This window comes from Agathobacter rectalis ATCC 33656, assembly GCF_000020605.1.
GTDB lineage: Bacteria > Bacillota > Clostridia > Lachnospirales > Lachnospiraceae > Roseburia > Roseburia rectalis.
The window spans coordinates 184,745-211,211 of the sequence record NC_012781.1 but is presented as its reverse complement, the minus strand read 5'-3'; the positions used below and the strand labels follow the sequence as shown (position 1 = coordinate 211,211).

At 39.0% G+C, this 26,467-nt stretch carries 28 protein-coding genes and 1 other annotated feature (1 of these 29 only partly in view); of the genes, 10 read left to right on the top strand and 18 right to left on the bottom strand.

Annotation, left to right across the window (positions count from 1 at the left end):
- Positions 1–268: 268 nt before the first annotated feature.
- The 4 genes from thiS to EUBREC_RS01005 all read left to right on the top strand — a co-directional run bounded on the left by thiS (position 269) and on the right by EUBREC_RS01005 (position 3,431).
- On the top strand, positions 269–466 hold the full coding sequence (gene thiS / locus EUBREC_RS01020) for a sulfur carrier protein ThiS (protein WP_012741150.1): 198 nt from the start codon (positions 269–271) through the stop codon (positions 464–466).
- A 50-nt stretch (positions 467–516) separates the two neighbouring features.
- A complete protein-coding gene (locus tag EUBREC_RS01015; RefSeq protein WP_012741149.1) occupies positions 517–1,305 on the top strand; it encodes a thiazole synthase in 789 nt (262 codons plus the stop codon).
- 36 nt (positions 1,306–1,341) lie between these two features.
- Positions 1,342–2,607, top strand: a complete 1,266-nt coding sequence (thiH, locus tag EUBREC_RS01010) for a 2-iminoacetate synthase ThiH (protein ID WP_012741148.1) — start codon at positions 1,342–1,344, stop codon at positions 2,605–2,607.
- Between the two features lie 95 nt (positions 2,608–2,702).
- Positions 2,703–3,431 (top strand): thiamine phosphate synthase, encoded by a 729-nt coding sequence (locus tag EUBREC_RS01005; protein WP_012741147.1) that lies wholly within the window; start codon positions 2,703–2,705, stop codon positions 3,429–3,431.
- A gap of 22 nt (positions 3,432–3,453) precedes the next feature.
- Here the strand turns inward: EUBREC_RS01005 and EUBREC_RS01000 are convergent, their stop codons facing one another.
- The 6 genes from EUBREC_RS01000 to EUBREC_RS00975 form a co-directional block, all read right to left on the bottom strand.
- Positions 3,454–4,089 (bottom strand): helix-turn-helix domain-containing protein, encoded by a 636-nt coding sequence (locus EUBREC_RS01000; protein WP_012741146.1) that lies wholly within the window; start codon positions 4,087–4,089, stop codon positions 3,454–3,456.
- Complete coding sequence (locus EUBREC_RS00995; RefSeq protein ID WP_012741145.1) at positions 4,073–4,741, bottom strand: DUF3990 domain-containing protein; 669 nt, start codon at positions 4,739–4,741, stop codon at positions 4,073–4,075. The genes EUBREC_RS01000 and EUBREC_RS00995 overlap by 17 nt, the downstream gene beginning before the upstream one ends.
- Positions 4,742–4,827: 86 nt before the next feature.
- Positions 4,828–5,601 (bottom strand): ABC transporter ATP-binding protein, encoded by a 774-nt coding sequence (locus EUBREC_RS00990; RefSeq protein ID WP_012741144.1) that lies wholly within the window; start codon positions 5,599–5,601, stop codon positions 4,828–4,830.
- On the bottom strand, positions 5,601–6,482 hold the full coding sequence (locus EUBREC_RS00985) for an ABC transporter permease (RefSeq protein WP_041253776.1): 882 nt from the start codon (positions 6,480–6,482) through the stop codon (positions 5,601–5,603). The genes EUBREC_RS00990 and EUBREC_RS00985 overlap by 1 nt, the downstream gene beginning before the upstream one ends.
- Before the next feature lie 34 nt (positions 6,483–6,516).
- On the bottom strand, positions 6,517–7,545 hold the full coding sequence (locus EUBREC_RS00980; RefSeq protein ID WP_041254400.1) for an ABC transporter substrate-binding protein: 1,029 nt from the start codon (positions 7,543–7,545) through the stop codon (positions 6,517–6,519).
- A 487-nt stretch (positions 7,546–8,032) separates the two neighbouring features.
- On the bottom strand, positions 8,033–8,911 hold the full coding sequence (locus EUBREC_RS00975) for an AraC family transcriptional regulator (protein ID WP_012741141.1): 879 nt from the start codon (positions 8,909–8,911) through the stop codon (positions 8,033–8,035).
- Positions 8,912–9,310: 399 nt separating this feature from the next.
- Here EUBREC_RS00975 and EUBREC_RS00970 point away from each other — a divergent pair, with 399 nt between their 5' ends.
- Entirely contained in the window at positions 9,311–10,630 is a 1,320-nt protein-coding gene (locus tag EUBREC_RS00970) for an MATE family efflux transporter (protein WP_012741139.1), read from the top strand.
- Positions 10,631–10,716: 86 nt separating this feature from the next.
- Here the strand turns inward: EUBREC_RS00970 and EUBREC_RS00965 are convergent, their stop codons facing one another.
- The 4 genes from EUBREC_RS00965 to EUBREC_RS00950 are packed head-to-tail and all read right to left on the bottom strand — an operon-like array spanning position 10,717 to position 14,506.
- Entirely contained in the window at positions 10,717–11,622 is a 906-nt protein-coding gene (locus tag EUBREC_RS00965) for a hypothetical protein (protein ID WP_012741138.1), read from the bottom strand.
- Entirely contained in the window at positions 11,615–12,277 is a 663-nt protein-coding gene (locus tag EUBREC_RS00960) for an ATP-binding cassette domain-containing protein (protein WP_012741137.1), read from the bottom strand. Before EUBREC_RS00960 ends, EUBREC_RS00965 begins: the two co-directional genes overlap by 8 nt.
- Positions 12,278–12,290: 13 nt before the next feature.
- Complete coding sequence (locus EUBREC_RS00955; protein ID WP_012741136.1) at positions 12,291–13,448, bottom strand: ABC-2 transporter permease; 1,158 nt, start codon at positions 13,446–13,448, stop codon at positions 12,291–12,293.
- Positions 13,445–14,506: a hypothetical protein gene (locus tag EUBREC_RS00950; protein WP_012741135.1), complete on the bottom strand. Its 1,062-nt coding sequence runs from the start codon at positions 14,504–14,506 to the stop codon at positions 13,445–13,447. Before EUBREC_RS00950 ends, EUBREC_RS00955 begins: the two co-directional genes overlap by 4 nt.
- Positions 14,507–14,819: 313 nt before the next feature.
- Between EUBREC_RS00950 and EUBREC_RS00945 the strand changes: the two genes are divergently transcribed.
- Positions 14,820–16,136: a sensor histidine kinase gene (locus tag EUBREC_RS00945; RefSeq protein ID WP_012741134.1), complete on the top strand. Its 1,317-nt coding sequence runs from the start codon at positions 14,820–14,822 to the stop codon at positions 16,134–16,136.
- 14 nt (positions 16,137–16,150) lie between these two features.
- Positions 16,151–16,855: a LytR/AlgR family response regulator transcription factor gene (locus EUBREC_RS00940; RefSeq protein WP_012741133.1), complete on the top strand. Its 705-nt coding sequence runs from the start codon at positions 16,151–16,153 to the stop codon at positions 16,853–16,855.
- Between the two features lie 35 nt (positions 16,856–16,890).
- Here the strand turns inward: EUBREC_RS00940 and EUBREC_RS00935 are convergent, their stop codons facing one another.
- Both EUBREC_RS00935 and EUBREC_RS00930 read right to left on the bottom strand, forming a co-directional pair.
- A complete protein-coding gene (locus tag EUBREC_RS00935; protein ID WP_012741132.1) occupies positions 16,891–17,274 on the bottom strand; it encodes a DUF3783 domain-containing protein in 384 nt (127 codons plus the stop codon).
- A gap of 33 nt (positions 17,275–17,307) precedes the next feature.
- Positions 17,308–17,478, bottom strand: coding sequence for a hypothetical protein (locus EUBREC_RS00930; protein ID WP_012741131.1), 171 nt, complete (start codon positions 17,476–17,478; stop codon positions 17,308–17,310).
- Between the two features lie 628 nt (positions 17,479–18,106).
- Here EUBREC_RS00930 and EUBREC_RS00925 point away from each other — a divergent pair.
- Positions 18,107–18,322: a type II toxin-antitoxin system Phd/YefM family antitoxin gene (locus EUBREC_RS00925; protein WP_012741129.1), complete on the top strand. Its 216-nt coding sequence runs from the start codon at positions 18,107–18,109 to the stop codon at positions 18,320–18,322.
- The gene (locus tag EUBREC_RS00920; protein ID WP_012741128.1) at positions 18,323–18,742 is read left to right on the top strand and encodes a PIN domain-containing protein; all 420 of its coding nucleotides are present in this window, start codon (positions 18,323–18,325) and stop codon (positions 18,740–18,742) included.
- 113 nt (positions 18,743–18,855) lie between these two features.
- On the opposite strand, the gene EUBREC_RS00915 is transcribed toward EUBREC_RS00920, so the two are convergent.
- The 4 genes from EUBREC_RS00915 to EUBREC_RS00900 form a co-directional block, all read right to left on the bottom strand.
- The gene (locus tag EUBREC_RS00915; protein WP_012741126.1) at positions 18,856–19,251 is read right to left on the bottom strand and encodes a zinc ribbon domain-containing protein; all 396 of its coding nucleotides are present in this window, start codon (positions 19,249–19,251) and stop codon (positions 18,856–18,858) included.
- Positions 19,252–19,266: 15 nt separating this feature from the next.
- On the bottom strand, positions 19,267–19,590 hold the full coding sequence (locus tag EUBREC_RS00910) for an acylphosphatase (protein ID WP_012741125.1): 324 nt from the start codon (positions 19,588–19,590) through the stop codon (positions 19,267–19,269).
- A 35-nt stretch (positions 19,591–19,625) separates the two neighbouring features.
- A complete protein-coding gene (gene cls, locus EUBREC_RS00905; RefSeq protein WP_012741124.1) occupies positions 19,626–21,185 on the bottom strand; it encodes a cardiolipin synthase in 1,560 nt (519 codons plus the stop codon).
- Positions 21,186–21,251: 66 nt separating this feature from the next.
- Entirely contained in the window at positions 21,252–22,118 is an 867-nt protein-coding gene (locus tag EUBREC_RS00900) for a deoxyribonuclease IV (RefSeq protein WP_015517646.1), read from the bottom strand.
- Between the two features lie 235 nt (positions 22,119–22,353).
- Between EUBREC_RS00900 and EUBREC_RS00895 the strand changes: the two genes are divergently transcribed.
- Positions 22,354–23,250 (top strand): DegV family protein, encoded by an 897-nt coding sequence (locus EUBREC_RS00895; protein WP_012741122.1) that lies wholly within the window; start codon positions 22,354–22,356, stop codon positions 23,248–23,250.
- A gap of 132 nt (positions 23,251–23,382) precedes the next feature.
- Here EUBREC_RS00895 and EUBREC_RS00890 read toward each other — a convergent pair whose 3' ends face one another.
- Positions 23,383–25,095: a carbon starvation CstA family protein gene (locus EUBREC_RS00890; RefSeq protein ID WP_012741121.1), complete on the bottom strand. Its 1,713-nt coding sequence runs from the start codon at positions 25,093–25,095 to the stop codon at positions 23,383–23,385.
- Positions 25,096–25,252: 157 nt separating this feature from the next.
- On the bottom strand, positions 25,253–26,281 hold the full coding sequence (locus EUBREC_RS00885; protein WP_012741120.1) for a bile acid:sodium symporter family protein: 1,029 nt from the start codon (positions 26,279–26,281) through the stop codon (positions 25,253–25,255).
- An 81-nt stretch (positions 26,282–26,362) separates the two neighbouring features.
- Positions 26,363–26,467 (bottom strand) — a binding site (T-box leader) (it continues 135 nt past the right edge of the window).

The following is a 26,467-nucleotide window of genomic DNA, read 5'->3' as shown; positions in this document are numbered from 1 at the left end:
TTACTACATATCAGTAACGTAATGCGGTTTTATTAAAAATCAGTTGACTTTGCCGGTGCAAGGTACTATACTCATGTTTGTAAAATTATTGGTATCTCCCTTTTAATTTTACATATTTACATAGTTTAATAACGGATTTTTGAGAGTGAACAGAGTTCATGAAGGGGTACACCACCACGGGTGTATTGCTTTGTGAGCTCTTTTTTAATGTATTGCTTCGGGGTAATCCCCGCTTTTTCCACATCTCAATCCGGAAAGGAGACGCACAATGGTAAAAATCAATGGTAAAGAAGCTGCAGATGTATGCGGCATGACTGTTTCGCAGTATCTTTCAGCTAACAATTACAACCCTAAGCACATCGTTGTGGAGCTGAATGAAGAGATTCTTCCAAAGACTGAGTATGACAGCACTGCTATCGCCGACGGCGATGTGGTAGAGATTTTAAGCTTTATGGGTGGGGGCTGATTAAAATCGAACACTTTTTACACCATCAATAAAAACATAAGGAGTTAATCATGAGTAAAAATATAGATTTAGCAAAAGACAAATTAGTTTTAGGAGGTCACGAGTTTACCTCACGTTTCATTCTCGGTTCGGGAAAGTTTTCACTCGACCTGGTAAAGGCCTGCATTGAGAAGGCTGATGCACAGATTATCACACTGGCTCTGCGCCGTGCAAACGATGGAGGACTGGCAAACATCCTCGACTATATTCCGGACAATGTCACACTGCTTCCAAACACATCAGGCGCCAGAAATGCCGATGAGGCTGTAAGAATCGCACGTTTATCCCGCGAGCTGGGCTGTGGAGACTTCGTAAAAATTGAAATCATGCGCGACAGCAAATATCTGCTTCCTGACAACTTTGAGACAATAAAGGCTACAGAGATTCTTGCCAAGGAGGGCTTTATCGTAATGCCTTACATGTATCCTGACCTCAACGTGGCAAGAGACCTTGCAAACGCCGGCGCTGCCTGCATCATGCCTCTCGGTGCGCCAATCGGCTCAAACAAGGGTATCTGCACAAAGGAATTTATCCAGATTCTGATTGACGAAATCGACCTGCCTATCATCGTTGATGCAGGCATAGGCCGTCCTTCACAGGCATGCGAGGCTATGGAAATGGGTGCTGCCGCAGTCATGGCAAACACCGCTGTTGCAACAGCCGGTGATGTTGAGATAATGGCAGAAGCATTTAAAAAGGCTATCGAGGCCGGAAGAATGGCTTATCTGTCAGGACTCGGACGCACTCTGACCAAAGGAGCCAGCGCATCATCTCCTCTGACAGGATATCTGCGCGACTAATCATAAATGACACTTAGCTTTTGAAGGGAACACATAATGACTAACGATACAAATATAACAAACGATAAAGATATCAATGCAAATATCGCCCACGATGACCACTTCAACGACAGCATTGTAAACGAAGTAATCCTCGAGGACATGAAGAAAAACAGAATAGACCATATGAAATATCTGCCTGATATGGAGGTGCTTGACTCCGATATCATGGACAGGGTTGTTGCTGAAATGGATGCCTACGACTACGACCAATACACCGCAGCCGATGTTCGCGCGGCACTCTCCCACGAATACCGCACATTGGAGGATTTCAAGGCTCTGCTCTCGCCTGCTGCACAGCCATTTATTGAGGAAATCGCACAGGCTGCACAGCTTGAGACCAGAAAGCACTTCGGCAACAGCGTATGCATGTTTACGCCGCTTTACATATCAAACTACTGCGAAAACTACTGTATCTACTGTGGTTTCAACTGTCACAATAAAATCAACCGCGCAAAGCTGAATGCCTCAGAAATCGAAAAGGAAATGGCTGCAATCGCCAAAACCGGTCTTCAGGAAATTCTGATTCTCACCGGTGAGAGCAAGAAAATGTCAGACGTCGAATACATTGGAGAGGCATGCAAAATTGCCCGCAAATATTTCAAGGTTATAGGTCTTGAGGTTTATCCTATGAACTCTGACGAGTACGCATACCTGCACGAGTGCGGTGCTGACTATGTGACCGTTTTCCAGGAGACCTACAATTCTGACAAATACGAGACTCTTCACCTTGCCGGACACAAGAGAATTTTCCCTTACCGTGTAAATGCACAGGAGCGTGCTCTTAAGGGCGGTATGAGAGGTGTCGGCTTTGCCGCACTTTTAGGTCTCGACGATTTCAGAAAGGATGCACTTGCCACCGGATATCACGCATACCTGCTCCAGAAAAAATATCCAAGAGCCGAGATTGCATTCTCATGCCCTCGTCTGTGCCCTATCATAAACAATGACCGTATCAATCCAAAGGATGTCCACGAGACACAGCTCCTTCAGGTGGTATGCGCTTACAGGCTCTTCATGCCGTTTGCAAGCATCACCATATCTACTAGAGAGGTAGCGCGTGTGCGTGACAATCTCGTAAATATCGCCGCCACCAAGATTTCAGCCGGTGTCAGCACCGGAATCGGAAGCCATGTGGACGATATAGAGGACAAGGGTGATGACCAGTTTGAAATCTCTGATGGCAGAAGCGTAGATGAGGTATTTAATGCACTGCTCGACAATGGTTTGCAGCCGGTGATGAGCGACTATATTTACGTGTAGGAATCCTGTAAACAATGAAATGCTTGAATTAGAATCAGTAATCATTTTAATTTTAACAGATATAAATATGTATATATGAATATGTAGGAACAAATATGAATAAGGAAAAACTCTTATACGAATACGAAAACTCAAAACATGCTTTACAGAGTGATAATATAATCGCTATCACAAACAGACACCTGTGCAGCCGTCCGTTCATGGAACAGCTCGAGCGCGTCTGTAAGCTCCATCCTCATGCAATTGTGCTCAGGGAAAAGGATATGCCGGAGGCAGAATATCTGTCTCTGGCACGCGATGTGATTGCTCTGTGTAAAAAATATGATGTGCAGTGCATGCTGCACAGCTTTATAAATGTAGCAATGGAGCTTGAGCATCCGTATATACATCTGCCATTGCCAATCCTTGAAGCTTATGTCAAAAAAAATGTGTCCGGCAATATTTCCACAGGTATGTCAAAAAGCACTGACAATTATCAACAATTCTTCAAGGTTATCGGAACCTCTGTCCATTCTGTAGAAGATGCCATAAAAGCCGAACAGCTTGGTGCCACATATATGACGGCAGGACATATTTTTGCAACCGACTGCAAAAAAGGATTGCCCCCGCGCGGACTTGATTTCCTCAAAAATGTCTGTGATGCGGTTGGGATACCGGTTTATGCAATCGGCGGCATTAATATTGCTTCAAACGATGACAGCACAGCTTCCGATTCACCATCCACTTATGATGCTGTGCCAGACATTAGTGTTCCGCGACTTGCTGATGTTATGGAATGTGGAGCCGCCGGAGGATGTATTATGTCGGGGATGATGAGGGTATAATTTACCGACTATATCACAGTTTTTATTTTTCCTCCAAAATATCCTGCGGTTCACAGCACAATGCCTTTGACAGCCTGACAACATACTCGACCTGTGCTTTATTTATATCCTTTCTGCGCTGTTCATACTGTTGAATAGTTTTTACAGGAATGCCTGTTTCTTCCGCAAGAATGCTCTGACTGATACCAGCCCTTTTGCGTAGTTTTTTAAGATATGTCTCCGCTCTTGATACCTGACTCATCTCTCTCAATTTCAAAATGGCAGATGAAATATCCATCTCATGATAAGGATTATACATATTTCTGATTTTACAAATAGGTATCTCTTTATCAATCATTTCAAAGGTTTTGCCATTCTCCCATTGGTAATATGCCAGAATCCATCCTGTCCAATATTCCTGGCTTTTAGCTGTATTGTACGAAGGCATGATTATATCATCATCAGGTATATCTAATACCCTTATCGCAAGTTCAGCGCCCGACATCCCGGTTATCACAAATAAATCGCCTTTTGAAAAGCGCATACTATATTCAGACTGCAAAAATCTTTTATAATAATCCTCCAGCTCATATCCGAGGTCATACACTGCATAACTAAGCATCTCCCCAAGACTTCGCTGTGCAATTCGAAGATAAACCTTGTCATATGCGTAAATCATCTTTTTTCATCTCCTCATCTATAATCCTTGAAATATACAGTTCTCCCCTTCTATATGATTCCTTTTCCATATCCTTATATCCTTTTCGGGCATACATATCTCTAAGCATTTTCCGTGGATACCATTCCTTAAAATTAGCATACTCACTTCCGGTATATTCTAAAGCTGCAAATGCTTTTTTACTGATAAGACAGTATTGCTCTCCAAGCTTTCCCAGTCTCATAGCCTTTGAAAGCTGTTCATAAGAAATAACACCACTTATAAAATCACGTGCATAAGAAAAATAACTATCATCTGCCCTATACCCCTTTACAATATCAATTCCATCCAGTGATATATTAAAATTATCCAGAATATATTGTTTTGCCTCTCGTTCAAGTGGAGTTGTGAGTGTAAATATACGGTTCTTAAGTAATATTCCAAGCCAATGCATCATAGTATATTTGTCACTGTTTATATCCAAAACCTCTAGTTTTGATGTATATATGCTATATTTATTAACATATCCGTCTGCATCCTCTGATACGGCCCATTCCTTAGCTAATTCTATATTTTGTGTACAATAGAATCCCCTTCCATAATCATTATGCTTCTTTCCTGCACCAAATTCCGGCTTTTCAATAATATGATCCGATCCATGATATAAAAGCATAAAATATCCTCCCTCAGAAGTATAGTATAGTTATATTATACTCCCACAGGAGGACATTTTCAATTCATATTTATATTTCGCATGCACTAGTTTCCGCACTCAATACTGATCTCATTGAATGTGCCAAGAATATCATCAACCTGCATAGCCTTCTTATCAGCGCCGGCCTTGTCGATTATTGCCTTGCCCTGATGCATCATGATAAGGCGGTCTCCGTATTCAACAGCGTAGCGCAGATTGTGTGTGACCATGATTGTTGTGACCTTCTTCTCTGCCACAATCTTGCCTGTGAGCTGCATTACAATCTCAGCGGTCTTTGGATCGAGGGCTGCTGTGTGCTCATCAAGGATGAGAAACTCGATTGGATTCATCGTAGCCATGAGAAGCGCAAGTGTCTGTCTCTGACCGCCAGAAAGTGCCCCAACCTTTGTGTGAAGCTTATCCTCAAGTCCGAGGTTTAACTCTGCAAGCATCTCCTTGTAATGCTCTATCCTGCTGTGGTTTGTACCACGGCCCAGACCGTATGTCTTTCCTTTGTTGTCAGCTATGGACAGATTTTCAAGGATTGTCATGGAAGGACAGGTTCCCTTTGACGGATCCTGAAATACACGGCCTATGCGGCGGTGTCTGATAAAATCCTTCTGCTTTGTGATGTCAGTGCCGTTTACCACAATGCTGCCACCATCTATAGGGATAGAACCGCAGATGATGTTGAGCATAGATGTCTTTCCGGAGCCATTACTTCCTACAACGGAAACAAACTGTCCATCATCTATTTTCAGATTAAAATCATCAAAGAGGCATATCTCGTTGACTGTTCCCGGATTATATAATTTGTGGATATGGTTGAGCTCTAACATTATGCCACCTTCTTTCTTTTGTTTCTATCCATTCCAAGCACCAGAATGATGAGGAACAATACCGCTGTAATGAGCTTCAAATCGCTCGACGGCATACCAAGCTTTATAGCGATTGCCACACAGGCCTTGTATACAATCGCACCGATAACAACACTCGAGGTCACACGCAAAAATGTTGCCTTTTTAAGCAGGCTGATTCCGATAATAACGCTCGCCAGTCCGATAACCATTGTTCCGGTTCCCATTGATACGTCGAAATATCTCTGCTGTTGTGCAAAAATGCATCCGCTTAAGCTGCAAAGACCGTTGGCGATTGCAAGGCCGATGATTTTTGTGATGCCCTTGTCCACACCCATAGATGTAACGATAGTCTCGTTGTCACCTACGGCGCGAAGCAGATATCCTGACTTTGTGCTCATGTACCAGTCGAGCAGGAATTTCATCACAAGTGTGATAACAAGGATGATAATCACATTTGAAAACTGTGCTAAGCCGCCCTTAAATACATTTCTGACAAAATCATTGTCGAAAAGTGTGGTCATATTGTATATTGGCAGGTTTGCTCTTCCTGCAATACGAAGATTCACCGTGTAAAGCGCTGTCATCATGATAATTCCCGATAAAAGGTCACGCACCTTGAGCTTCACATGGATGATTCCGGTCAGCATTCCGGCAAACGCACCTGCCGCAAATGTCACAAACAGTGTGAGTATCGGATTAACGCCCTTTGTGATGAGCACCGCAGAAAGTGCCGCTCCAAGCGGAAAACTTCCATCTACGGTCAGATCCGGAAAATCCAGTATGGTGTATGTGATATATATTCCAAGAGCCATGATCGCATAAATCATGCCCTGCTCTAAAACGCTTAAAACTAGTGTCACGGTGTATCCTCCCCTGCTTTAAAAATCAACGTAACTATTTTACTTCAATCTTATCAAATGTCTCGGCTGCATCCTTGATATAATCTGCATCAAGTGTCATGCCAACCTTGTCTGCTGCTGCAGTGTTTACATAAAGCTCTGCCTTTGAAGCTGTGATAAACGGAGTGTCAGAGGCTTTCTCCTCACCCTTTAAAATCTTTGCTGCCATCTTTCCTGTCTCGATTCCAAGCTGGTAGTAATCGATTCCCATTGAAGCGACACAGCCTGATTTAACCTGCTCAATTTCACTTCCGAATACCGGAATCTTTGCTCCATTTGCCTTGTCAAGAACAGTCTGGAGTGCATTTACTACTGTGTTGTCTGTGAGGTTGCACAGGCAGTCAACCTTGGAAACAAGATCTGATGCTGCAATCTCAATATCTGCTGATGTGTTTATTCCGGTGTCAACGATTTCAAAATCGTATTTATCTGCAAGCTCCTTGTACTCCTCAATGGTGCTGCATGAGTTTGCCTCACTTGTGGTGTAGAGAATACCGATTTTCTTTGCATCCGGCATCATCTCCCTGATCATCTTAAGCTGCTCCTCAACAGGAAGCACGTCTGATGAGCCTGTGATGTTTCCGACACTTGAGCCATCCTCCTTAGCAAGACCTGCTACAACAGGATCTGAAACTGCTGTGTATACTGTTGGAATGTCTGCATTCATAGCTGAATTGTAGGCGCTGGCTGCACATGGTGTAGCGATGGCACAAATCATATCAACCTTCTCAGATACGAAGCTGTCTGCAATAGTGCTTGCTGTACCGGTATCTGTCTGTGCATTCTGGTAATCAACCTTAAGGTTTTTACCTTCCTCGATGCCCTCTTCCTTGAGGCCCTCTAAGAAGCCCTCCCTGCAGTTGTCAAGAGAGCCATGCTCTGCAAACTGCGAAATACCTACTGTGTAGCTGTCACCCTTTGAGCCACTCTGTGTAGATCCCTTTGACCCCTCTGCTCCACAGCCTGCCATAAGGCCCATGGTGCAAACTGCTGCTAAAATTACTGATAATACTTTCTTTTTCATATTGAATTCCTCACTTTCTTTGTGAAGTGTTTGTTTCCCGATGTTCGCGATTTTCTCATAAATCTGCCTCAACAAGCCAAATGTCATAGCCTCAAATCAAATTTGCGCTAACGATATTTCATCATGTGGGTGTTTATGCAAAAAACCGCCTCAAGCTAATGCTTGAGACGGTAATAAATTCTTATTATCGCGGTACCACTCAATTTGACGAATTGTCCACTCTGTCATGTACTAATATACATGCCGAAATGATAACGGGTTCGGTTCCCGGTGACGCCTACTGATTTAATCGTTAAGAAACTATGCTCTGTACAATCAAACGCTTCGGATCACCCTCGAAAGGCCATTCAACAAATCCATCCATACTGCAATCCCACCATCTGCAGCTCTCTGAGATATCCGGAAAGGTCTACTCTTCTTTCTCATCGGTTTTGAAACACTGTTAAATTAATCTTTTAATATACTTTATGCTCTTTTTGTCACTTTGTCAAGGTAAAGTTTGAAAATTTCTGTATTTAAGAGGTGATACCCCATACATTTTCTTGAAGCTGCGTATAAAATAGCTCACATTCTGATATCCACTGCACATCGCAACCTCTGTAACGGAAGCTGTTGATTCCTCCAATAGCTGTCTGGCGTGCTCCAGCCTGAGATGATTGACATACTGTGACAGAGTAATATGAAAATGCTCTTTAAAGTAGCGTGATATGTATTTTTCTGACAAATGAAACTGTGCACCAAATTCCTTCAGTGAAATTTCCCTTGTATAGTTTTGCCGGATATACGTTATCATTTCTTTTTCTGTTGTGTTGGTGCCATTTGTGCCATTTTCCAGAATCAGACCATTTCTCCACATTTTCCGGATGAATTTGATGAGAGTTATTTTTGTCTCAAATTGCGCCTCTATATTTGCAGCATCTGTTTTTTCTGCGTTTTTCCCTGATATCTGTTCATTTATCTCTATCAGCCGCTCGCATATATCTGCTGCTGTATCATTTATCTGAGGACTAATCATAAGTCTGCCTCGTTTGAGAGGGGATAGGATTGATTTTTCCATGAGATCGTCCGTCTGAAATGATATATATTCAAGAGGAAACAGAAACGTGTAATAATCTGCATCTCCTGTCGGCGAGCCCATTAAATGCAGACTGCCCGGAGATACCACAAATGCATCCTTTGGGCTTCCTATATAGTTTTCACCTGATATGGTCACATGCAGCTTGCCTTGCTTTACATATATAATTTCCAGCTCATCGTGCCAGTGTACCGGAATCTGGAATGCACGTTTTACATCACTGATATGGTATTGGCTGAACGGATTTTCCGGTGTGCCGTGTGGCCGGTTTTCTTTTAATTCAAAATACATTTTTCTACATATTCCTTAGTCTCTTTTAATCCCCATCCGGTTTGTTTACTATAATAATGATATATCAACTATTTTTATTTTAACATATTACATGCATAAGGTGTGCAATTTTTTATTTGTTCTCAAGGTTTTGATGAATCTACACTGTAATATGAATAATGACTCAGTTATAGATAAAGTAGAAATAGTACAATTTTTCCTTGAAATAATACAAGAATTATTTGTGATAATGTAATATATTGATGCATGCAAGCTTCTCTTCTTTATATCTTCCTCTCCCAAATGAAGTTTATAATGAGAAGTTTGCATTCTTTCTGTTAATATCACAAAGTATACATACATTATAAAAGTATACATACATTATAAAAGTATACATACATTATAAATGAGGTAATCTATATGCAGGTTCAAAGAAAAACACTTACACAGCTTTCCATTCCAATATGCTTCGAAACACTTTTTTACATGCTGTCAGGCATGGTCGACACTCTTATGCTGTCATCCGTGAGCGACCAGGCGGTTGGTGCTGTCGGCACGGCAAATACATATATCTCCGTTTTCATCATCATGTTTGGCGTCATCTCAAGCGGTATGGTTGCTGTCATGACGCAGAATATCGGTGCCGGAAAACCGGGTATAGCATATCAGGCAAGGCAGCTTGGGCTTATATTTAATGCTGTAATAGGTGTGCTCATGTCTGTATTTCTGGCTGTTTTTTCCGGTAATATTCTTAGAATGGTCAGCATTGCACCGGCGCTCTTTGATTCGGCAAATACTTATCTGCGCATTGTTGGAGGTGCCTGCTTTTTAAATGCTCTCATACCGATTTTTTCAAGCTACCTGAGAGTTTTCGGCTACACAAAGCAATCCCTTTGGGCATCAATTATTGGAAATGTCATTAACTTTATACTTAACGCTGTTTTTCTCTTTGTAATGAACTGGGGCGTCATGGGTGTTGCCACAGCAACGGTTATTTCACGTATTATCAATCTGATTATTGTTGCCACAATGGGCGCTGTGCTCATCAAGGCAAAGGACAGTCCCGAGCGCATAGCTCCCGGAAAAATTCTCGGACAGATTATAAAGATTGGCTTCCCGTCTGCCTGTGAAACCGCGCTTTACAATATCGCAATGACTCTTGTAGTGCGATTCATGAACCAGATGGATGCTGACGGACTGAACGTCACTGCGCGCTCTTATGCCACACAGATTGCTAACTTTTCATACTGTATCGGTGCTGCCTTAGCTCAGGCAAATGCCATCCTGACCGGCTGGCATATCGGAGCAAAGGAGTATGACGAATGTGATAGGGGCACTCGCAAGGCCGCTATCTACGGTGTGATTACGGCATCCTGCCTTTCTATCACATTTGCGCTTTTAGGTAACTATATTGTACGAATCTTCACGAATGACGTACAGATGATAAATCTTGTCACAAAGCTTCTCGCCATCGATATTGTGCTGGAGTTTGGAAGAGTCACCAATCTGGTATATGGTCAGGCACTGAAGACAAGCGGTGACGCCGTATTCCCGGTTGTCATGGGTGCTGTTTTCATGTACCTTGCGGCGGTCGGTGGAACATACTTCTTCGGACTGCATCTGGGGCTTCTCGCAGTCGGTGCTTACATCGGACTCGCAAGTGACGAGTGCATCAGGGCTGTCGGCATGGTGCTGCGCTGGAAGAGCGGAAAATGGAAGAATAAGGGACTGGTTGATTAGAGCTTGTATCCCGCCTTTTGCATCGCCCTTTCAAAGTCTGCAAACGTCATATTCAGTCTCTTTATTGAAAAGTCATTACATATCAGTCACAAAATATTTAAAATATACGAAACACCTACAATAATAACGCTCATTATTGAAAATGCTTCTATATTTCCTCGTGATATTTTAGAAACTAATAAACCAATTATGCTAATCATAACCGAGATTATAAGATAGAACAGATATAATAAAACAATAAATTGCCATATAGACAAGTCCGATATAATATATGGTAAATGCATAGTCCTCTCAATCATCAGACTTTCAACCCCTGCATTCAGATTTCCTAAATCAAATATAATGTACTTTGTCACAAATTCAACAAATGCAAATAATATACATATCAACAACGAAATTAATAAACTAATGTTCAGCCGCGATTTTAACAATATCATTCTTCCATTTTTAGATGATTTAATCATAGCTAATGTTCCTGCATATATATCATCTGTATACATAGGTACCACAATCAATAGAATAACTATTATCGGTATAACATTAAACCTCAAATTTTCAATATAATCACTTATTTCAATATCATAAAAATATTGTGCACTTTTATCCAGACTATCATAATACTCTGTTTTCTCAACAATGTATTTGACAGTTGCTATTCTATATTGAGCTTTCTTTTCTTCGTTGATTATAGAATGATAATCCTTACCATCTATTTTGCCATTATTAAATGCAATTTCATTCTTTTGCTTATCATCGATAATAGCTTGGAATTTCTGATATTCTGAATTGATGTATTCTTTTTTTTCAATTGAATATTCGCCTTCCATTTCATTCATATAATTTTCATACACAGACTTATGATATCCATTAAACATAGTTGTTCTCATCTGTCCCGCCATGATGCTTTGAATAATTAGTCCAACAACAAAAATTATATATACCTGAGGTTTTGAAAGAACTTTGTATAATTCCATTTTGGTAACATTATTCATTATCCTTCCCACCAATCTTCTCAAATTTTGTCAGACATCCTTCTTTAATCAATATTATATAGTCAGCCACTTCCTCTACGTCTGATAAAATATGTGTTGATAATACAATAGTTTTTGTTTTAGATAATTTTCTAATTAGATTTTTAAATCTTGCCCTTTCTTCCGGATCAAGTCCCACTGTCGGTTCGTCAAAAATAATAATCTCCGGATTAGCTACACATGTTATTGCAATTCCAAGTCTTTGCTTCATTCCTCCTGAAAAAGATTTAACCTTATCGTTACGATTCTCATACAAATTAACATCCCTTAACACCTGTTCCACGTTTGAATCTAATTCTTTTTTATTTACACCTCTAAGATACCCAAAATACTCTATGGTTTTTTTTGCTGTGAAATTTGGATAATAACCTACATTTTGTGGCAAAAAACCAATTTTTTCCCTATATCTGTCATCTAATTCTTTTATATCAGTTCCATTATATAAAATTTTGCCTGAACTCATATCCAAAACATCTGACATTATATTCATAATAGTAGATTTACCAGATCCATTTGGTCCAATCAATCCATAAATACCATTTTCAAATTTGATGCTGATTCCATGCAATACTTCTTTACTGCCATATCTTTTTTTTATATCAATTAACTCTAGCATGATATTTTTGAACTCAACTTTCCCTAAAATTCGTGTTATAAAAATAGTAACCCAGCGCTATCACTATAATTGCAAAAACCAGATTAATTATTAAAGAATAACTTAATAACTGAATTGGAACTCCCATTAAATTGATAGGTTCATATTCCTTAAAATAATTGACACTTTCACTAATCAATGGAAACGGTGTATACTTTCTAAGAATATCATAATTTTCAGCTTCTCTGATTGTGCCACCGGATAAAGCAAAATATTTTCCTGATAAAATATAATTAATTGCTATACCTCCCAGACCAATAAATGTATTAATCGCTATCGGCACAATATTACTTTTAAAAAATAAAGAAACAAAAATAAATACACTAGATAATACAAAAAAACCAATTGCCCTCATAATTACTACTCCAATTATCATCTCAAATAAAGTAATACTATAAGGTGAATGTAAGAAAGCGTTATTTAAGAGAATTGATGTATTCCATTGATCTATTTTATTCCAAAAAACAGACCATATTGTCATTCCCAAAGTTTCAACCACTGATGCCATTATCGAAAAAAATAATGTTACCACTATTTTATTCCGATAAGATAACTTCCCACCTCTATATGATGATTTAATCATATAAAATGTATTGTTATTATGTTCATTCAAAAACAAAAAAGAAGAAAATAAAATAATTACAATAATAAATACAATATCTACAATATCAGTTACGCAAAATAAATCATATACTTCATTTAAAGTCTCACTTTCTCCAATTACAAGATTAGTCTTCTTTCCATATAATTTATTTATCGTTTCGTTCATTCTCTTATAATATCCAGACTCAGTTTTTATTTTAATTTCAGAATCAGAAATAACACTATCCCTATATTCAACAACATTATGACAATTTAAAGCATCTTTATCCAATGTCAGATAAACAAACATTTCATCCATTACATCTTCATTTTGTGTTTCTTCATATTTGTTTTGTAGCTCCATTACTTTTTGCTCTATCACATCATATTTTCGTTCTGAAAAATCACCAATATATGCAGAAAACTCTCTTAAATCTATTTTCTCATTAGCATATGCATTATATGAAATTGCCATTGAAAAAATAAAAGCCACAATCATAGAAATCATAAGTATTTTACATGATAATATTTTTTTAATTTCATATCTCATTGCATCATCTCACCATAATTCTTCCCATCAAGATCCATGTAAGCTACACCACCATTAAATATTGTATATATTTTATCATTTATTTGAAAGGCAGAATCAGCTCCCATATTTACACAAGCTGAATAATCGGCAATAATTTTTCCGTTTTTATCATATATTATTTTGTTACCATTATCTCCACCACTGGCATATATATATTTATTCTGTACAGAAAAGAAAAGCGCATTATCTGCTATTTTTATAGAACTTTCATCATCCGGTGACAACTTATATAATTCGCTAAATTCATTTGAATAATATATAAAATTCTCATCGTTATCCGCCATAAAAGCCTTACCATTTGATGCTATTGATTTACTTTCAAACGTTGTTAAATTTACCTTGACAATTTCATTTATATCATTGATATAGTAATAATTTCCATTCAAAATAGCTCCCCATGGAAATTTGCCAATATTGTAATGACAGTATATAATATTAAAATTCTTGTCCAACAAATAGGCATGTCTATCACCATCTACTTTTATTATATCATCCGACAATACCCTAACATATAAAATAGCCTCACTATCATCAATTGCTAATTCTGATGACATATCAGTTGGAATAGAATTTTTAAAGACCGTTTTTCCTGATTCTTCCTCAACAATAGAACCATACAACCTATTTTCACCTGATACAACTTTACTTTTGTTATAATATTTGTATATTTTACTATTGAAAACAAAATACTCACCAAGTTCAACATATGCTTCACACTTATCATTGTTGTGTGAACAAGCTGAGTTTCTGCAATTCACATTAAGCTTTTTGTCGTTTTTCTTATTAGAATAATTATACGATTCATATATTTGATTCTCACAATCAAAAAAAATATAGTCGTCATCATAAATGGCACCCAATCCATTCAACCTTTTTGCTTGACAAAATTTGCCATTTCCAATAAATAATTTATCGTTATCCTTTGTATTGCTATTGTTACATTCTATTATCCCCAATGTAATTATTCCTGCAAACATAATTGATATAACACCAATTAGTATTTTATTTTTCTTCATTTATGTATACCTTTCTGTTAAGAGATTTTCTTGTTCTCAAGGTAGCTCGAATAGAGCCATTCCACAGATATGATCAAAATTTACTTCGCAGTCTCGTGAAAGCACGAGCATCGTACAGTTTTACAAATATTCACTAGGCGGTTCTGAATATTTATTTTAATCTAAGAATTACACAATTTATGAATTTATACAAGATATTTGGCGCAAACGACATAAAATTGGCTGTGAATAGCTTGCTGATAGTGTTATTGCTCATTGTAGAAAAAAAGAGCATCTGTTATAATTTACTTACACTAATCAAGGAGTAGAATATATGTTTAACATAATTTGGGAATTTATAATAAATCTATTAGAATCGTTTCTATTTGCTGTAATTTGCAATGCAAAATTTACTAAACGTCAATATCATTATCATACGGCTGAACAAACATTATTCATACTATGTAAATCACTATTAATTACTCTTATGAATATAAGCAAGATATCTACCATTATTTCTTTAACATCTGTACTATTACTTAATATTATTTTCTTAATATTATTTTTTGTTAATCCTATTTTTAATAGTTTTTTTGTCTCTTTTATCTATTGCCTGATACTAATAACTTCAGATGCTTTGACTTTATTAATACCAATAAAGTTTTATAATATAAATCTCTCACAGGTATTATATTTGGGAAATATGCGAATACTTTTTTCCTTAATATATATATCCATAATTGCCTTATTTGTAATCATATTTTTGCTTTTTACTCCACAGGTGTTTGTTTTAGGAAAACTTGATAAAATTTCCTATTTCATAATTTCTACTATATGTGTCATATTAGAAGAGATTGTACTTATTATTTTATTAAAACAGCCAATATACGCTGAAAACTTTTTCCACTTACTCTTATTTATTTTCGGACTTACACTATTTTTATTTGTATATATTTCCATATATATTTATAGACTTGGAAAAGAAAAAGAAAAAAATGACAGACTTATTCAGAGTATTACAATTAATCAAATGGAAGCTCGACAAAATGAGGAAATAATTAATTCCACCCATAGTCTTAGGGTATTTAAACATGACATCATGAACCATATGAGCATTCTATATAAACTTGTAGAAAACGGAAAAAATTCTGACGCCTTAAAATACATATACCAGATAAATAACTCTATAGAAAGGACATCATATACCATCTCAACTGGAATAATCCCCATTGACTGTATTATGACAGCAAAACTCTCGAAAGCACTAGATAATAATATTTCTATAAAACATCAGATTCATTTTCCAGCTAATTATAACATTTCAGATATGGATTTGTGTTCATTAATTAGTAATTTACTTGATAATGCAATAGAAGCCAACTGTAAGTTAGACATGACTAAACGTAGACTTCAAATTGAAATTAAACCATATAACAATATGCTACTACTATTTATATCAAATAGTTCAAATGGTATATACCTTTATGGAGGAAATGGCAACCTTTTAACCACAAAAACTTCTAATAAAAACGAACATGGCATCGGAATAAAAAGAATTAATGAGATTGTAAAAAAATATAATGGCATCATAGAATTTGATCCCGGCACTGAGATTTTCTCAGTTTCTATTTTATTTCCCTTAGATAATTGATTGGAGGATAATTAATGATTATTAACATCACAATTCTTGAAGATAATGAAAGTGATTTCATAACACTCTCAGACTCAATAAAAAAATGGGCTGCTAACACAGGGATTTTAATAAATATTATTTGGCTTAATTCATATAAAAAATTTATTAAATCCTTGCCTACTCTAAAATGTGATTTATTCTTTTCTGATATCGAATTAAATTGCAATAACTCATTCACCGGAATTGATGCATGCAAACAGCTCAGAGAAAGCGGTTACACAGGTATTATTATATTTCTTACTGCATTTAAGGAATATGTATTTGATGGTTATGATGTTCAAGCATTCAACTATCTTTTAAAACCAATTAACTATGGCACAATAAATAATTGTCTCGATAAATTTATTCATTTATTTAGTCGAGAATTTTATTATTATCACAAGGGCAACGATATTATTAGCATACCTTACAATGATATAATGTATATAGAAAAAAATGGACATGATGTAATCCTTCATACTACATCAAATGTATTTGTCGAAAGAATTTCTTTAAATGAAATATCAAAACGACTCCCAGTTTTTTTTATTCGAGCTCACAAATCTTATATTGTTAATATCAATAAAGTTTTATCTCTAAGAATTAATGAACTTTTTTTGCCAAATAACGTTACCATTCCTGTAAGTAGAAGTTATCTTACAAATATAAAGAAAAAATTATTAGAAATTGCACGATAGAGTTTTTTCTTTCATTTTATAATAACGTTTACAATTTACCTGTTCATAAACAAGTGCTCTCTGAATATCTCCCGAAACAGCTTATCGGCACTCCAAAATACATTATCCGGTGTCACGACAGCCTTACATCCGATTGGTTCAATCCCCGCCTTCTTATATTCCGCCAGAAAGATATCCATTTGTGATGAATTAATACCTGAAAAGACCAGAAGCTCCGCCGGGAAATCGGCTCCGCTATACCTTGAACCATCCTTTTTGAATCCGGTTATTCCGGCTATGGCACCGAGCTTCTGTCCGTAATCTGATTTTTCCACCTGTTGCACCGATATCCCAAGATTTTTGCACAGGGCTTTTATTTTTTCCACTTTTTGTGCTGCTACACTAAATAGCAGTATTTTTTGTGTCGATTTCTGCTGCATTCTTAACATCTCCTACTTCAAGGTTATATGTTACTAAATTATCTCATATTGCATCAGCTCGTATTTCAGTCTGCTTCCCTCCATAATCTCTGGTGGGAGCAGTGCCCTTGCCACAAGCTTCAGATCGTCTGATTCAATATCGCATCTCTTTAGATTTGCATAGTCTCCGTCTATGGACACTACATCGTAATACCAGGTTTCCATGTGTTTTTCTCCTAAATTTCATTTTCTAAAGCATCTACTGATAATTCCAATTCACTTTGTTCTTTGCTTTACTGTAAGTGGAGCAGGTGTAATTGTCCTGTGCATTGGTGTACTTTCATGTAGGATTACCGTTTTTGTCCTTCTTTTCATAACCGCCGGTGCTTTGTGTCACCGCTTTGCTCATCATCACGGGATAATCTCTCGTAGAGTGCTGTGATTTTGTTTAGTTCCGGTTGTTTGGTTTTCATAAGATTCTCTTTTTAAAACAAACAACCAGCTTATCTGTGGTTTTATTCTACCACGAATAAGCTGGTTTGTGTAAAAATAATTATTGTCTCACTAATAGGCGATTGATTTACCATATATCTAAACTATCTTCCTAATCCCCCCAAGCCTGCATCTCGTTATCCAAGACCAACCGGGCATACTCCATAGGGTTGTCAATGGCAAGAGCGTTCAATGCACATTGTGAATTTGGGGAAACACATAAAAAGCTGCTCATCAAATATCCCCCGGATAATAATGTGGAGGATACAACTAGTACACCGAGTAATATTTTCCAGCTAAATACATTGATAAAATCGTACAAAATGAGTATAATAATAGTACGAAGAAAGGAAGTGGTGATATGTCAATTACAGCAACTGAATTGAAAAATAATCTTGGAAAATATTTATTACTATCTGCAAAAGAAGATGTTTTTATCACAAAGAACGGAAAGGTAGTGGCAAAACTGACAAATCCACATCAGGACAGAGTAGAAGTAGCAAAATCCCTGTTTGGAATCTTACCAAAGGATGCAGACCTGAATGAAGCAAAAGAAGAAAGGCTTGGTGCAAAATAGATGAGGATTCTTGCAGATACAAATGTGATAATAGATGCCCTGACTTCAAGAGAGCCATGGAATAAAAGTGCAGAAGAAATATTTCTTATGGCAGCAAATCATACAATCGAAATGTACATTACTGCAAGTTCAGCAACAGACATCTATTATCTTATAAGGAAACATTTGCATAACATAGAAGCAGCAAAGATGATAATGGGAAAGCTTTATTCATTGACTGGAATATTAGAGGTTACAGCGGATGACTGCATGGATGCACTTGCATCTGCAATCAGTGACTATGAGGATGCAGTTGTTGAAAAGGTGGCATCCAGAAAAGATATGGATTATATTGTCACAAGAAATATAAAAGATTATCAGGCAGGTGGAACAAAGATAATTCTGCCAGATGATTTTGTTAAACTTGTTGAAGAGGAATAATTTTTACCACCAAATCGTCAAATACCGATTTTGTGAAACTCTTTCTATGCTCCATCCTCTGCCTTATTGCAGTCGATTCGTAAAAGCATATTATCATTAGAACGTGAAACACATTACAGCCTCCTGCCGCATTTGGGACAGAATTCAAAGTCCTCTGTAGTTGTATATCCACAATTGCTGCATCTTTTTGTTGTGTTTCCACTTTCATTTTCAAAGCCATAACCATACTGCGGGTTTACACGCTGCAAATGCTGTGGCAATATCTCCACGTCCTCGCCTCTTGCTATCCTGCGTCCTATTTCCGGATCAAGCTCGTAAAGTGCATTACAGCATGTGGTCTGCACGTAGTAGTGCCTGTTCCATTTAAAACACGGAATAAAGAACAGTGACAGCACCATGTATGTCATATACACCTGATACCTGCCATACCTGCCACATTCATCGCAGGTAATGACCTGATTGAAGTCAAAGTCCTTCCTGCCGTCCGTTATTCCCATCATAAAAAACATATATGATGCCTCCGTTTATCTGTGCCATAGTCCCCAGAAGTCTCCAAGCGATTCTCTCGTATGAAATCCTCGCTCATCCTCAACCACCAGTATTGATTTGGCATCCATTTTCTCTATATTTACATAAGTACCCTGACTCACCATTGCAAATACCCTGTCTATCTGCTCCTCTGTGCCCTGTATTTCCATAAATACCGAGCCGTCAGGGTCATTTCTCACCCAGCCTGTTGCGCCAACGCTTTCAGCCGCATGCTCTGTTCTGTAGCGGAAACCTACCCCCTGCACAGAGCCATACACTCTTATCTGCTTTCTGATGATTTTGCTGTCGTAATCACTCATATACACTCACTTCCCTGATACACATTATTTTCAGTCTACAATAGCCCTGCAAACAGCCGCATAATTGACTGCCCCAGCCTTCGCCTTGCACTTCTTCCTGTCCTGTACTTCTCCGTCACCTCCGCTGACTCAGTGAAAAGCCTTATAAAATCATCCCTGATTTCATGCACCACTTCACAATCCGCCATAAAACAGCCATTTTCAAAGTGATGATAAAGGCTTCTATAGTCAAGATTTATGGTACCGCAGGTTGCCATTATATCGTCTGCCACACTCATCTTTGCATGGCAAAAGCCCGGTGTCCACTCAAAAATCCTCACACCATGCTTCACAAGCTGGTTGTAGAAGGAGCGTGTCACGCTGTATATTGGTTTCTTATCAGGTATGCCCGGCGTGATGATGCGCACGTCAACTCCACGCTTGGCGGCAAGTGTCAGCGCATGGCTCATCTCATCGGTAATGATAAGGTAAGGAGTGATAAACCAGCAATAACGCTGTGCCTTGTTTGCCATGCTGATATAGACATCCTCCCCCACCTGCTCGTTATCGAGAGGGCTGTCTGCATATGGCTGGATATATCCACTCTGTTTTGCCTCATAATCATAGTGTAGCAGATATTGCGATACATCCACCTCGCGCGGTACCTTGCGCTCTGATGCATTCCACATCTCGAGAAATGCGATGGTAAACGACTTGACAGCATCTCCCTCGAGCCTGATTCCCGTATCCTTCCAGATTCCGTATGGGTGTGTCACATTGAAGTACTCATTTGCCAGATTATAGCCGCCGGTATATGCGATTTTTCCATCAATTACCGTGATTTTTCTATGGTCACGATTGTTTAAAAACATGTTAAAGGCAGGTGCAACCGGGTTGAACACCCTGCATTTGATGCCAAGCTTCTCCATCTTTTCCGAGAAATCCCTGTCTATGAAAAAGATTGAGCCCATATCATCATAAAACACTCTTACCTCGACTCCTGCCTGCACGCGCTCCGTGAGCACCTTCTGGATACGGTGCCACGATTCCTTGTCCTCTATGGCGTGATACTCCATGAAAATAAATTTCTTTGCCTTTGATAAATCACTAAGCTGCGCTTCGAGTCCCTTTGACGCCTGATCATAATATGTCACATCCGTGTTCTGATATACCGGATAAAGTGCATTTTTGGCCAGGTATGTTGAAATTCCCGCTGCCTGTGGCACCTTTTCATACATATCGGATAGTATGTCTGCGTTTTCAGGCAGACATGGAAGAAGCATGGAATCCACCTCTTCAAACCGTGCACGCATCTTATTCGGTGCGCCGTTTAGTCCGACTAACAGGTAAAGTGACACTCCCATTATCGGAAATGCCAGTATCAGTATAATCCATGGTGTAGTCATGGATGCGGTCTGCTCACGATTGTACAGTCCGAGCACAAGTACGATTGCCAGAACGCTTGTGGTCGTGTTTATTGCTGCCGCATATTCATTTAGCCTTGTAAACATATAGACCATGAAAACTGCCTGCAATAATATCGCAAGCACTGAAAAAAACATTCTCTTTAAACCATTCTGTGTTTTTTTAGTTCCCTCGTAGGTTTTTTCCTTCATCTATTATGCCTCCATTATCTTACTGTCTGTAATACCAAACCTCTCCATACATTTTTAGCTGCTTTCTTATTTAAGAAGCCATTCAATTTCCTCTTTATAAGGAGGAATAGTCTTCTTCGCAGAGCTCTCCTCACAAAGCCATGGTGTTTCCAGAATCTTTGGTACATTTGCAAAGGTCTCATCATGCACCAGGCGGTGCAGTGTATCATAGCCGATGGTTCCCTTGCCTATATTTGCATGCCTGTCCTTGTGTGCTCCAAGAGGATTTAAGCTGTCATTCACATGAAATACCGCTATCTGCTCAAGCCCTATCACCCTGTCAAACTCTGCAAAAACCTCATCATAATGGTTCACAATATCGTATCCTGCATCATTTACATGGCACGTATCAAAGCAGACACGCAGCCTTTCCTTCCTGTCCACTCCATCATAGATTGCCTTAAGCTCCTCAAAGGAACGGCCTATTTCACTGCCCTTTCCTGCCATCGTCTCAAGTGCGATAAACACATCGTCATCATTCTGATTGAGCACTGTGTTAAGTCCCTTTACAATCTGTGCGATTCCAGCCTGCTCACCGGCATTTACATGACTTCCCGGATGAAGCACCAGTATGCGGCTCTTCATTGCCGCGGTCCTTACTATCTCCTTTTCCAGAAACTCCACTGCCAGCTCGTATGTCTCAGGCTTTACGGTGTTTGCCAGATTTATGATGTATGGCGCGTGGACCACTATCTCATTTATCCCATGCTCATGTGCATATTCCCAGCCTGCGTCTATGTTGAGCTCAAAGATTTCCTTTCTTCTCGTGTTCTGTGGTGCCCCGGTGTAGAGCATAAACACATTCGCGCCATATGACGCTGCTTCCCTGGCTGATGCCAGAAACATATCTTTTCCTGCCATGCCTACGTGACAGCCTAATTTTATATCACTCATATTTTTCCTCTGTTTCATTGAATCTATATATCTATTATTTCTACTATAACACTACATCCCTGATAACTCTATCTAAATATTCTAAATTTTTACTAAACATAGCAAAAGTCATTGACATAGTATCAAAAACTACATATACTATCCTTTGCAACCACATATATTAATGGCATATAATTGCAATGTATGTGATGCATAACTACAGTTAACCAATTATTATAGAAATACGAGGGTAAATATGTTTGAAATAATTGTTGACTCTGCGGCAAACATTCCTGCAGAGCTATGTAAAAAATATAAAATCAAGGTGCTATCATTTGTAAACCTTGTCAACGGAAAGGAAATGACCTGCTTTGAGCCTGACCTCACACCGGAACAGGAGCGGGCAAAGGGTAAGGAATACTATGACGCCATAAGAGAAGGTGCCGAGATAAAGACCGGACTTATCAGCAGCGGAATCTTTGAGGATACCTTCAGGGAAATCATTGAGGCAGACAAGGATGTCCTGTATTTCTCCCTAAGTAAAAACATAAGCGGCAACTACAACTCAGCCCGTGTCGCAGCCGATGCTGTCCTTGATGATTACGATAACGGCAGAAAAATACGCCTGGTGGATTCATTAAATGCTTCCCTCGGACAGGGACTTCTCGCAATATACGCCAGCGAAATGCGTGAGAAGGGCATGAGCTTTGATGATGTGGCTGACACGATAGAGACCTATCCTGCCAGATTAAACGGTGTGTTTACCGTGGGCAATTTAAAGTATATTGCAAGAACCGGCAGATTAAGCGGAACAACCGCTTTGGTTGGCAACATGCTAAGCATCAAGCCTATCCTAAGGGGCAGCCAGGACGGATATATTGTACAGTTCAGAAAATGTCGTGGCCGAAAAGCCGTATTAAATGAGCTTGTCAATCTGTTATGCGACAACATTACAGACCCTGAAAATCAGATTATCGGAGTTGCACATGCTGACGCATATGAAGATTCGCTCTATGTGATTGAACAGATTAAAAAGCGCATAAAGGTGCGCGATGTGATAAATACCACCTATGATTTCTGCACCGGAAGCCATGTTGGTCCGGAAGCTTTAGCAGTATTTTTCATGGGAAAGGACAGAGAATTGGGAGCCTGATATCAGGCTCCCATTATATTTTACCTCTTTTATTCATCATACTCACATAAACTAAGAAGTCTCAGAACCCACTTATTATCGGATTCTGAGACTTTTGACTTCTATTAATAATTGCAACTTCTATCTCAAATATTAAGCTGCAGCTTTCTTGCTTTCTGATTTCTCACAGAGCTTCTTCACACCCTGAATTGCAACAAGTACACCAAGGATGAGCAGTAATACTGCGAATATAAGCTGTAATGAATTTCCAAGGTCAAGTCCTACAGAGAATAATGCCTTTGTAAGCTTGTAGATTGTCATGCCAAGTGCAGTAAATGTAACTGCCATCATGAATACCATTGGAATCCAGAGCATGCAGCCCTGACGCTTTGTCTTCTTTAAGAATACTGCGCAGGCAACAAGTGCAAGTACTGATAAGAGCTGGTTAGCTGAACCAAACAGTGGCCATATCTCTGCATAGCCTACCTTTGTAAGCAGGAATGCAAGTACCAGTGTGATGATTGTTGCAAAGTATTTGTTTGTCATCAGCTTGACAAATGGACTCATATTGTCATCATCTGTGTCTGAATCAAGCCAGAACTCCTGGAATGACAGACGTCCGACTCTGGCTACTGAATCAAGTGATGTCAGAGCGAAGGCTGATACAGCAAGGTTAATCAGTGTGAACACAAGTGAGTGTGGTAAACCGAGTACTGACAGGAAGTTTGCGATAGCTCCTGCGAAAATCTGTGGCTGTGTTGTAAGTCCCTGAGCTGCTGCCTCTCCCTTACCGAATGATGCTACTGCGATAAGTGCAAGGATTGCAAGCATACTCTCCATAAGCATGGCACCGAATGAAACTGGAAGCATGTTCTTCTCATTCTTTATCTGCTTAGATGCAGTACCTGATGATACAAGTGAATGGAAACCTGAAACTGCGCCACAGGCGATTGTTACGAATAAGATTGGGAACAGATACTGTGGGTTTCCGTTTGCATCAGGGATTGCAAATGCTGTGAAAGCATCAAGGTTACAAGCAGGATTTGCAACAAATACACCGATTACCGCACCTACGATCATGAAGATTAACAGGTAGCTGTTAAGGTAATCACGTGGCTGAAGCAGTGCCCATACAGGTGTAACACTGGCTATAAGTATATATGCAAATATAATTATGTGCCATACGCTAAGGTTTAAATACATTGGGAAATTGAGTCCCAGTGCTATAGCTACTATAAGTAATGCGATTGCAACAAGTGTGTTAATCCATTTGTTGAACTTAGAGTATTTAAGGAAGAAACCAAGTGCAACTGCTTCTATGATGAAAAGCATTGATGTAGTTGCAACTGCTCCGTTGGCTACAACCTTTGTAACCTCACCTGCTTTATCAGCAGCAAAGCCATTGAAGGTTCCGGCTACGACATCTGCGAAGGCTGCAACAACAAGTATACAGAACAGCCAGCAGAATAACAGGAATAATTTCTTTCCTAATTTACCGATGTACTCCTCGATGATGTAACCGATTGTACGACCCTTGTTCTTAACTGAAGCGTACATAGATGCAAAATCCTGAACAGCTCCAAAGAATACACCACCAATTAATATCCAAAGCAGAACCGGAAGCCATCCGAAAATAGCTGCCTGAATTGGTCCGTTGATTGGGCCTGCACCTGCTATAGATGCAAACTGATGTCCGAATACTACATTGGTATCGGCCGGTACATAGTCTACTCCGTCCTCCATCTCGTAGGCAGGAGTCTTGGCATTTGGATCAATGCCCCATTTGTTTTGCAGATAACGGCCATATAATAAGTATGCTCCACCGAGCACAACAATGGCTATTACCATCATTAAGATTCCACTCATATTATTACCTCTTTCTTTTGTTTATCTTAATTTTATTTATATATTATGTTTACTCTTTTTTTAGCAAATTTCAATAAATATTTTATACATAATTTATTTTTAATTTCTATAATTTTTGTTTAATTTACCAATCGGTTATAATAGGTATTCATTCTCTTTATGCTGTCTTTGTCTCAGCGGCTTCTTCTGCCTTTTTAGCAGCCATTTTGTCCTTTAATGCAAAGGCTCCGGCAAGCAGTGTGCCTGAGATTGAATGCCATGTACATGACACTGCACAGATGATGGCTGATTCAGGTGTTGAAGCAAACTGTGCTGTAGTGGTGGCAAGGTTTGTGGCAAGACCTGCATTCTGCATACCAACCTCGATAGAGATGGTTCTCTTCTTGGCTGTGTTCATGCCTACCAGCTTTCCTGCACCGTATCCGAGCAGATATCCAAGTCCGTTATGTAACAGAACTGCCGCAAAAATTACTACTCCTGATGTAAAGAACTTTGAGCCCTGTGATGATACAACACCACCTACAACGAATGCCAGACCAAGCACCGCAATACCCGGCATGACCTTCTGAGCCTCGGCAAATGCCTTTTTCTTTCCAAGCAGGTAGTTGAGTAAAAATCCAACCGCTACAGGAAAGATTACAGTCTCAATGATTGACACAAACATCGGAAGCGCCTTGATTGAGACATGTGTTCCGCTTGCAAGCAATGATACCAGAAGCGGTGTCATAAATGGTGAGAGCAATGTGGAAACTGTTGTCATTCCAACTGAGAATGCCACATCACCACCGCAGAGGTATGACATAATGTTTGAAGAAACACCACCGGGACAGCAGCCTACGAGGATAAGTCCAAGTGCGATTCCGTCAGGCAGATTCAATGCCTTTGAGATACCAAATGCGAGAAACGGCATGATAAGATACTGTGCGATTGCACCTACACATATATCAAATGGTCTCTGTGCAAGTATCTTGAAATCCTGTGTCGTAAGTGTAAGTCCCATACTAAACATGATGATTCCGATAATGATTGACTGACATGTGAACTTGTTGGATACCGGATCCACAAACAGCATCTGATTTACCCAGGCCATCAGATTCGGAACCAGAAATGTGACTACGGCGATTGCTATGACAACTATCGATGTGTAGTCTGATAAAAATTTACTTACTTTTTGTAATGCTTTCATTGTAAGCCTCCTTAACATTTTTCTGCTCACTAAAACTCTTTTATGGAATTAAAAAATCCCTTTCCAGATTGACATAATCTGAAAAGGGACGAAATAATCCGCGTTACCACCCTGATTCCACAGTGTATTACTGTGACACTCTGCATACCAGCATATGCTTTCCATATAACGGTGGACACCGGCGAG

Bases quoted from the DNA above. Each gene is read 5' to 3' on its own strand.
- EUBREC_RS01015 (WP_012741149.1), top strand. From the start codon at position 517: ATGAGTAAAAATATAGATTTAGCAAAAGACAAATTAGTTTTAGGAGGT.
- EUBREC_RS00950 (WP_012741135.1), bottom strand. From the start codon at position 14,506: ATGAAGAAAAATAAAATACTAATTGGTGTTATATCAATTATGTTTGCA.
- EUBREC_RS00890 (WP_012741121.1), bottom strand. From the start codon at position 25,095: ATGAGTGGAATCTTAATGATGGTAATAGCCATTGTTGTGCTCGGTGGA.
- EUBREC_RS01005 (WP_012741147.1), top strand. From the start codon at position 2,703: ATGAATAAGGAAAAACTCTTATACGAATACGAAAACTCAAAACATGCT.
- EUBREC_RS00955 (WP_012741136.1), bottom strand. From the start codon at position 13,448: ATGAGATATGAAATTAAAAAAATATTATCATGTAAAATACTTATGATT.
- EUBREC_RS00885 (WP_012741120.1), bottom strand. From the start codon at position 26,281: ATGAAAGCATTACAAAAAGTAAGTAAATTTTTATCAGACTACACATCG.
- EUBREC_RS00895 (WP_012741122.1), top strand. From the start codon at position 22,354: ATGTTTGAAATAATTGTTGACTCTGCGGCAAACATTCCTGCAGAGCTA.
- cls (WP_012741124.1), bottom strand. From the start codon at position 21,185: ATGAAGGAAAAAACCTACGAGGGAACTAAAAAAACACAGAATGGTTTA.
- EUBREC_RS01000 (WP_012741146.1), bottom strand. From the start codon at position 4,089: ATGATTTACGCATATGACAAGGTTTATCTTCGAATTGCACAGCGAAGT.
- EUBREC_RS00915 (WP_012741126.1), bottom strand. From the start codon at position 19,251: ATGTTTTTTATGATGGGAATAACGGACGGCAGGAAGGACTTTGACTTC.
- EUBREC_RS00930 (WP_012741131.1), bottom strand. From the start codon at position 17,478: ATGGAAACCTGGTATTACGATGTAGTGTCCATAGACGGAGACTATGCA.
- EUBREC_RS00925 (WP_012741129.1), top strand. From the start codon at position 18,107: ATGTCAATTACAGCAACTGAATTGAAAAATAATCTTGGAAAATATTTA.
- EUBREC_RS00940 (WP_012741133.1), top strand. From the start codon at position 16,151: ATGATTATTAACATCACAATTCTTGAAGATAATGAAAGTGATTTCATA.
- EUBREC_RS00975 (WP_012741141.1), bottom strand. From the start codon at position 8,911: ATGTATTTTGAATTAAAAGAAAACCGGCCACACGGCACACCGGAAAAT.
- EUBREC_RS00910 (WP_012741125.1), bottom strand. From the start codon at position 19,590: ATGAGTGATTACGACAGCAAAATCATCAGAAAGCAGATAAGAGTGTAT.
- EUBREC_RS00980 (WP_041254400.1), bottom strand. From the start codon at position 7,545: ATGAAAAAGAAAGTATTATCAGTAATTTTAGCAGCAGTTTGCACCATG.
- thiH (WP_012741148.1), top strand. From the start codon at position 1,342: ATGACTAACGATACAAATATAACAAACGATAAAGATATCAATGCAAAT.
- EUBREC_RS00920 (WP_012741128.1), top strand. From the start codon at position 18,323: ATGAGGATTCTTGCAGATACAAATGTGATAATAGATGCCCTGACTTCA.
- EUBREC_RS00935 (WP_012741132.1), bottom strand. From the start codon at position 17,274: ATGCAGCAGAAATCGACACAAAAAATACTGCTATTTAGTGTAGCAGCA.
- EUBREC_RS00960 (WP_012741137.1), bottom strand. From the start codon at position 12,277: ATGCTAGAGTTAATTGATATAAAAAAAAGATATGGCAGTAAAGAAGTA.
- EUBREC_RS00970 (WP_012741139.1), top strand. From the start codon at position 9,311: ATGCAGGTTCAAAGAAAAACACTTACACAGCTTTCCATTCCAATATGC.
- thiS (WP_012741150.1), top strand. From the start codon at position 269: ATGGTAAAAATCAATGGTAAAGAAGCTGCAGATGTATGCGGCATGACT.
- EUBREC_RS00965 (WP_012741138.1), bottom strand. From the start codon at position 11,622: ATGAATAATGTTACCAAAATGGAATTATACAAAGTTCTTTCAAAACCT.
- EUBREC_RS00990 (WP_012741144.1), bottom strand. From the start codon at position 5,601: ATGTTAGAGCTCAACCATATCCACAAATTATATAATCCGGGAACAGTC.
- EUBREC_RS00995 (WP_012741145.1), bottom strand. From the start codon at position 4,741: ATGCTTTTATATCATGGATCGGATCATATTATTGAAAAGCCGGAATTT.
- EUBREC_RS00945 (WP_012741134.1), top strand. From the start codon at position 14,820: ATGTTTAACATAATTTGGGAATTTATAATAAATCTATTAGAATCGTTT.
- EUBREC_RS00900 (WP_015517646.1), bottom strand. From the start codon at position 22,118: ATGAGTGATATAAAATTAGGCTGTCACGTAGGCATGGCAGGAAAAGAT.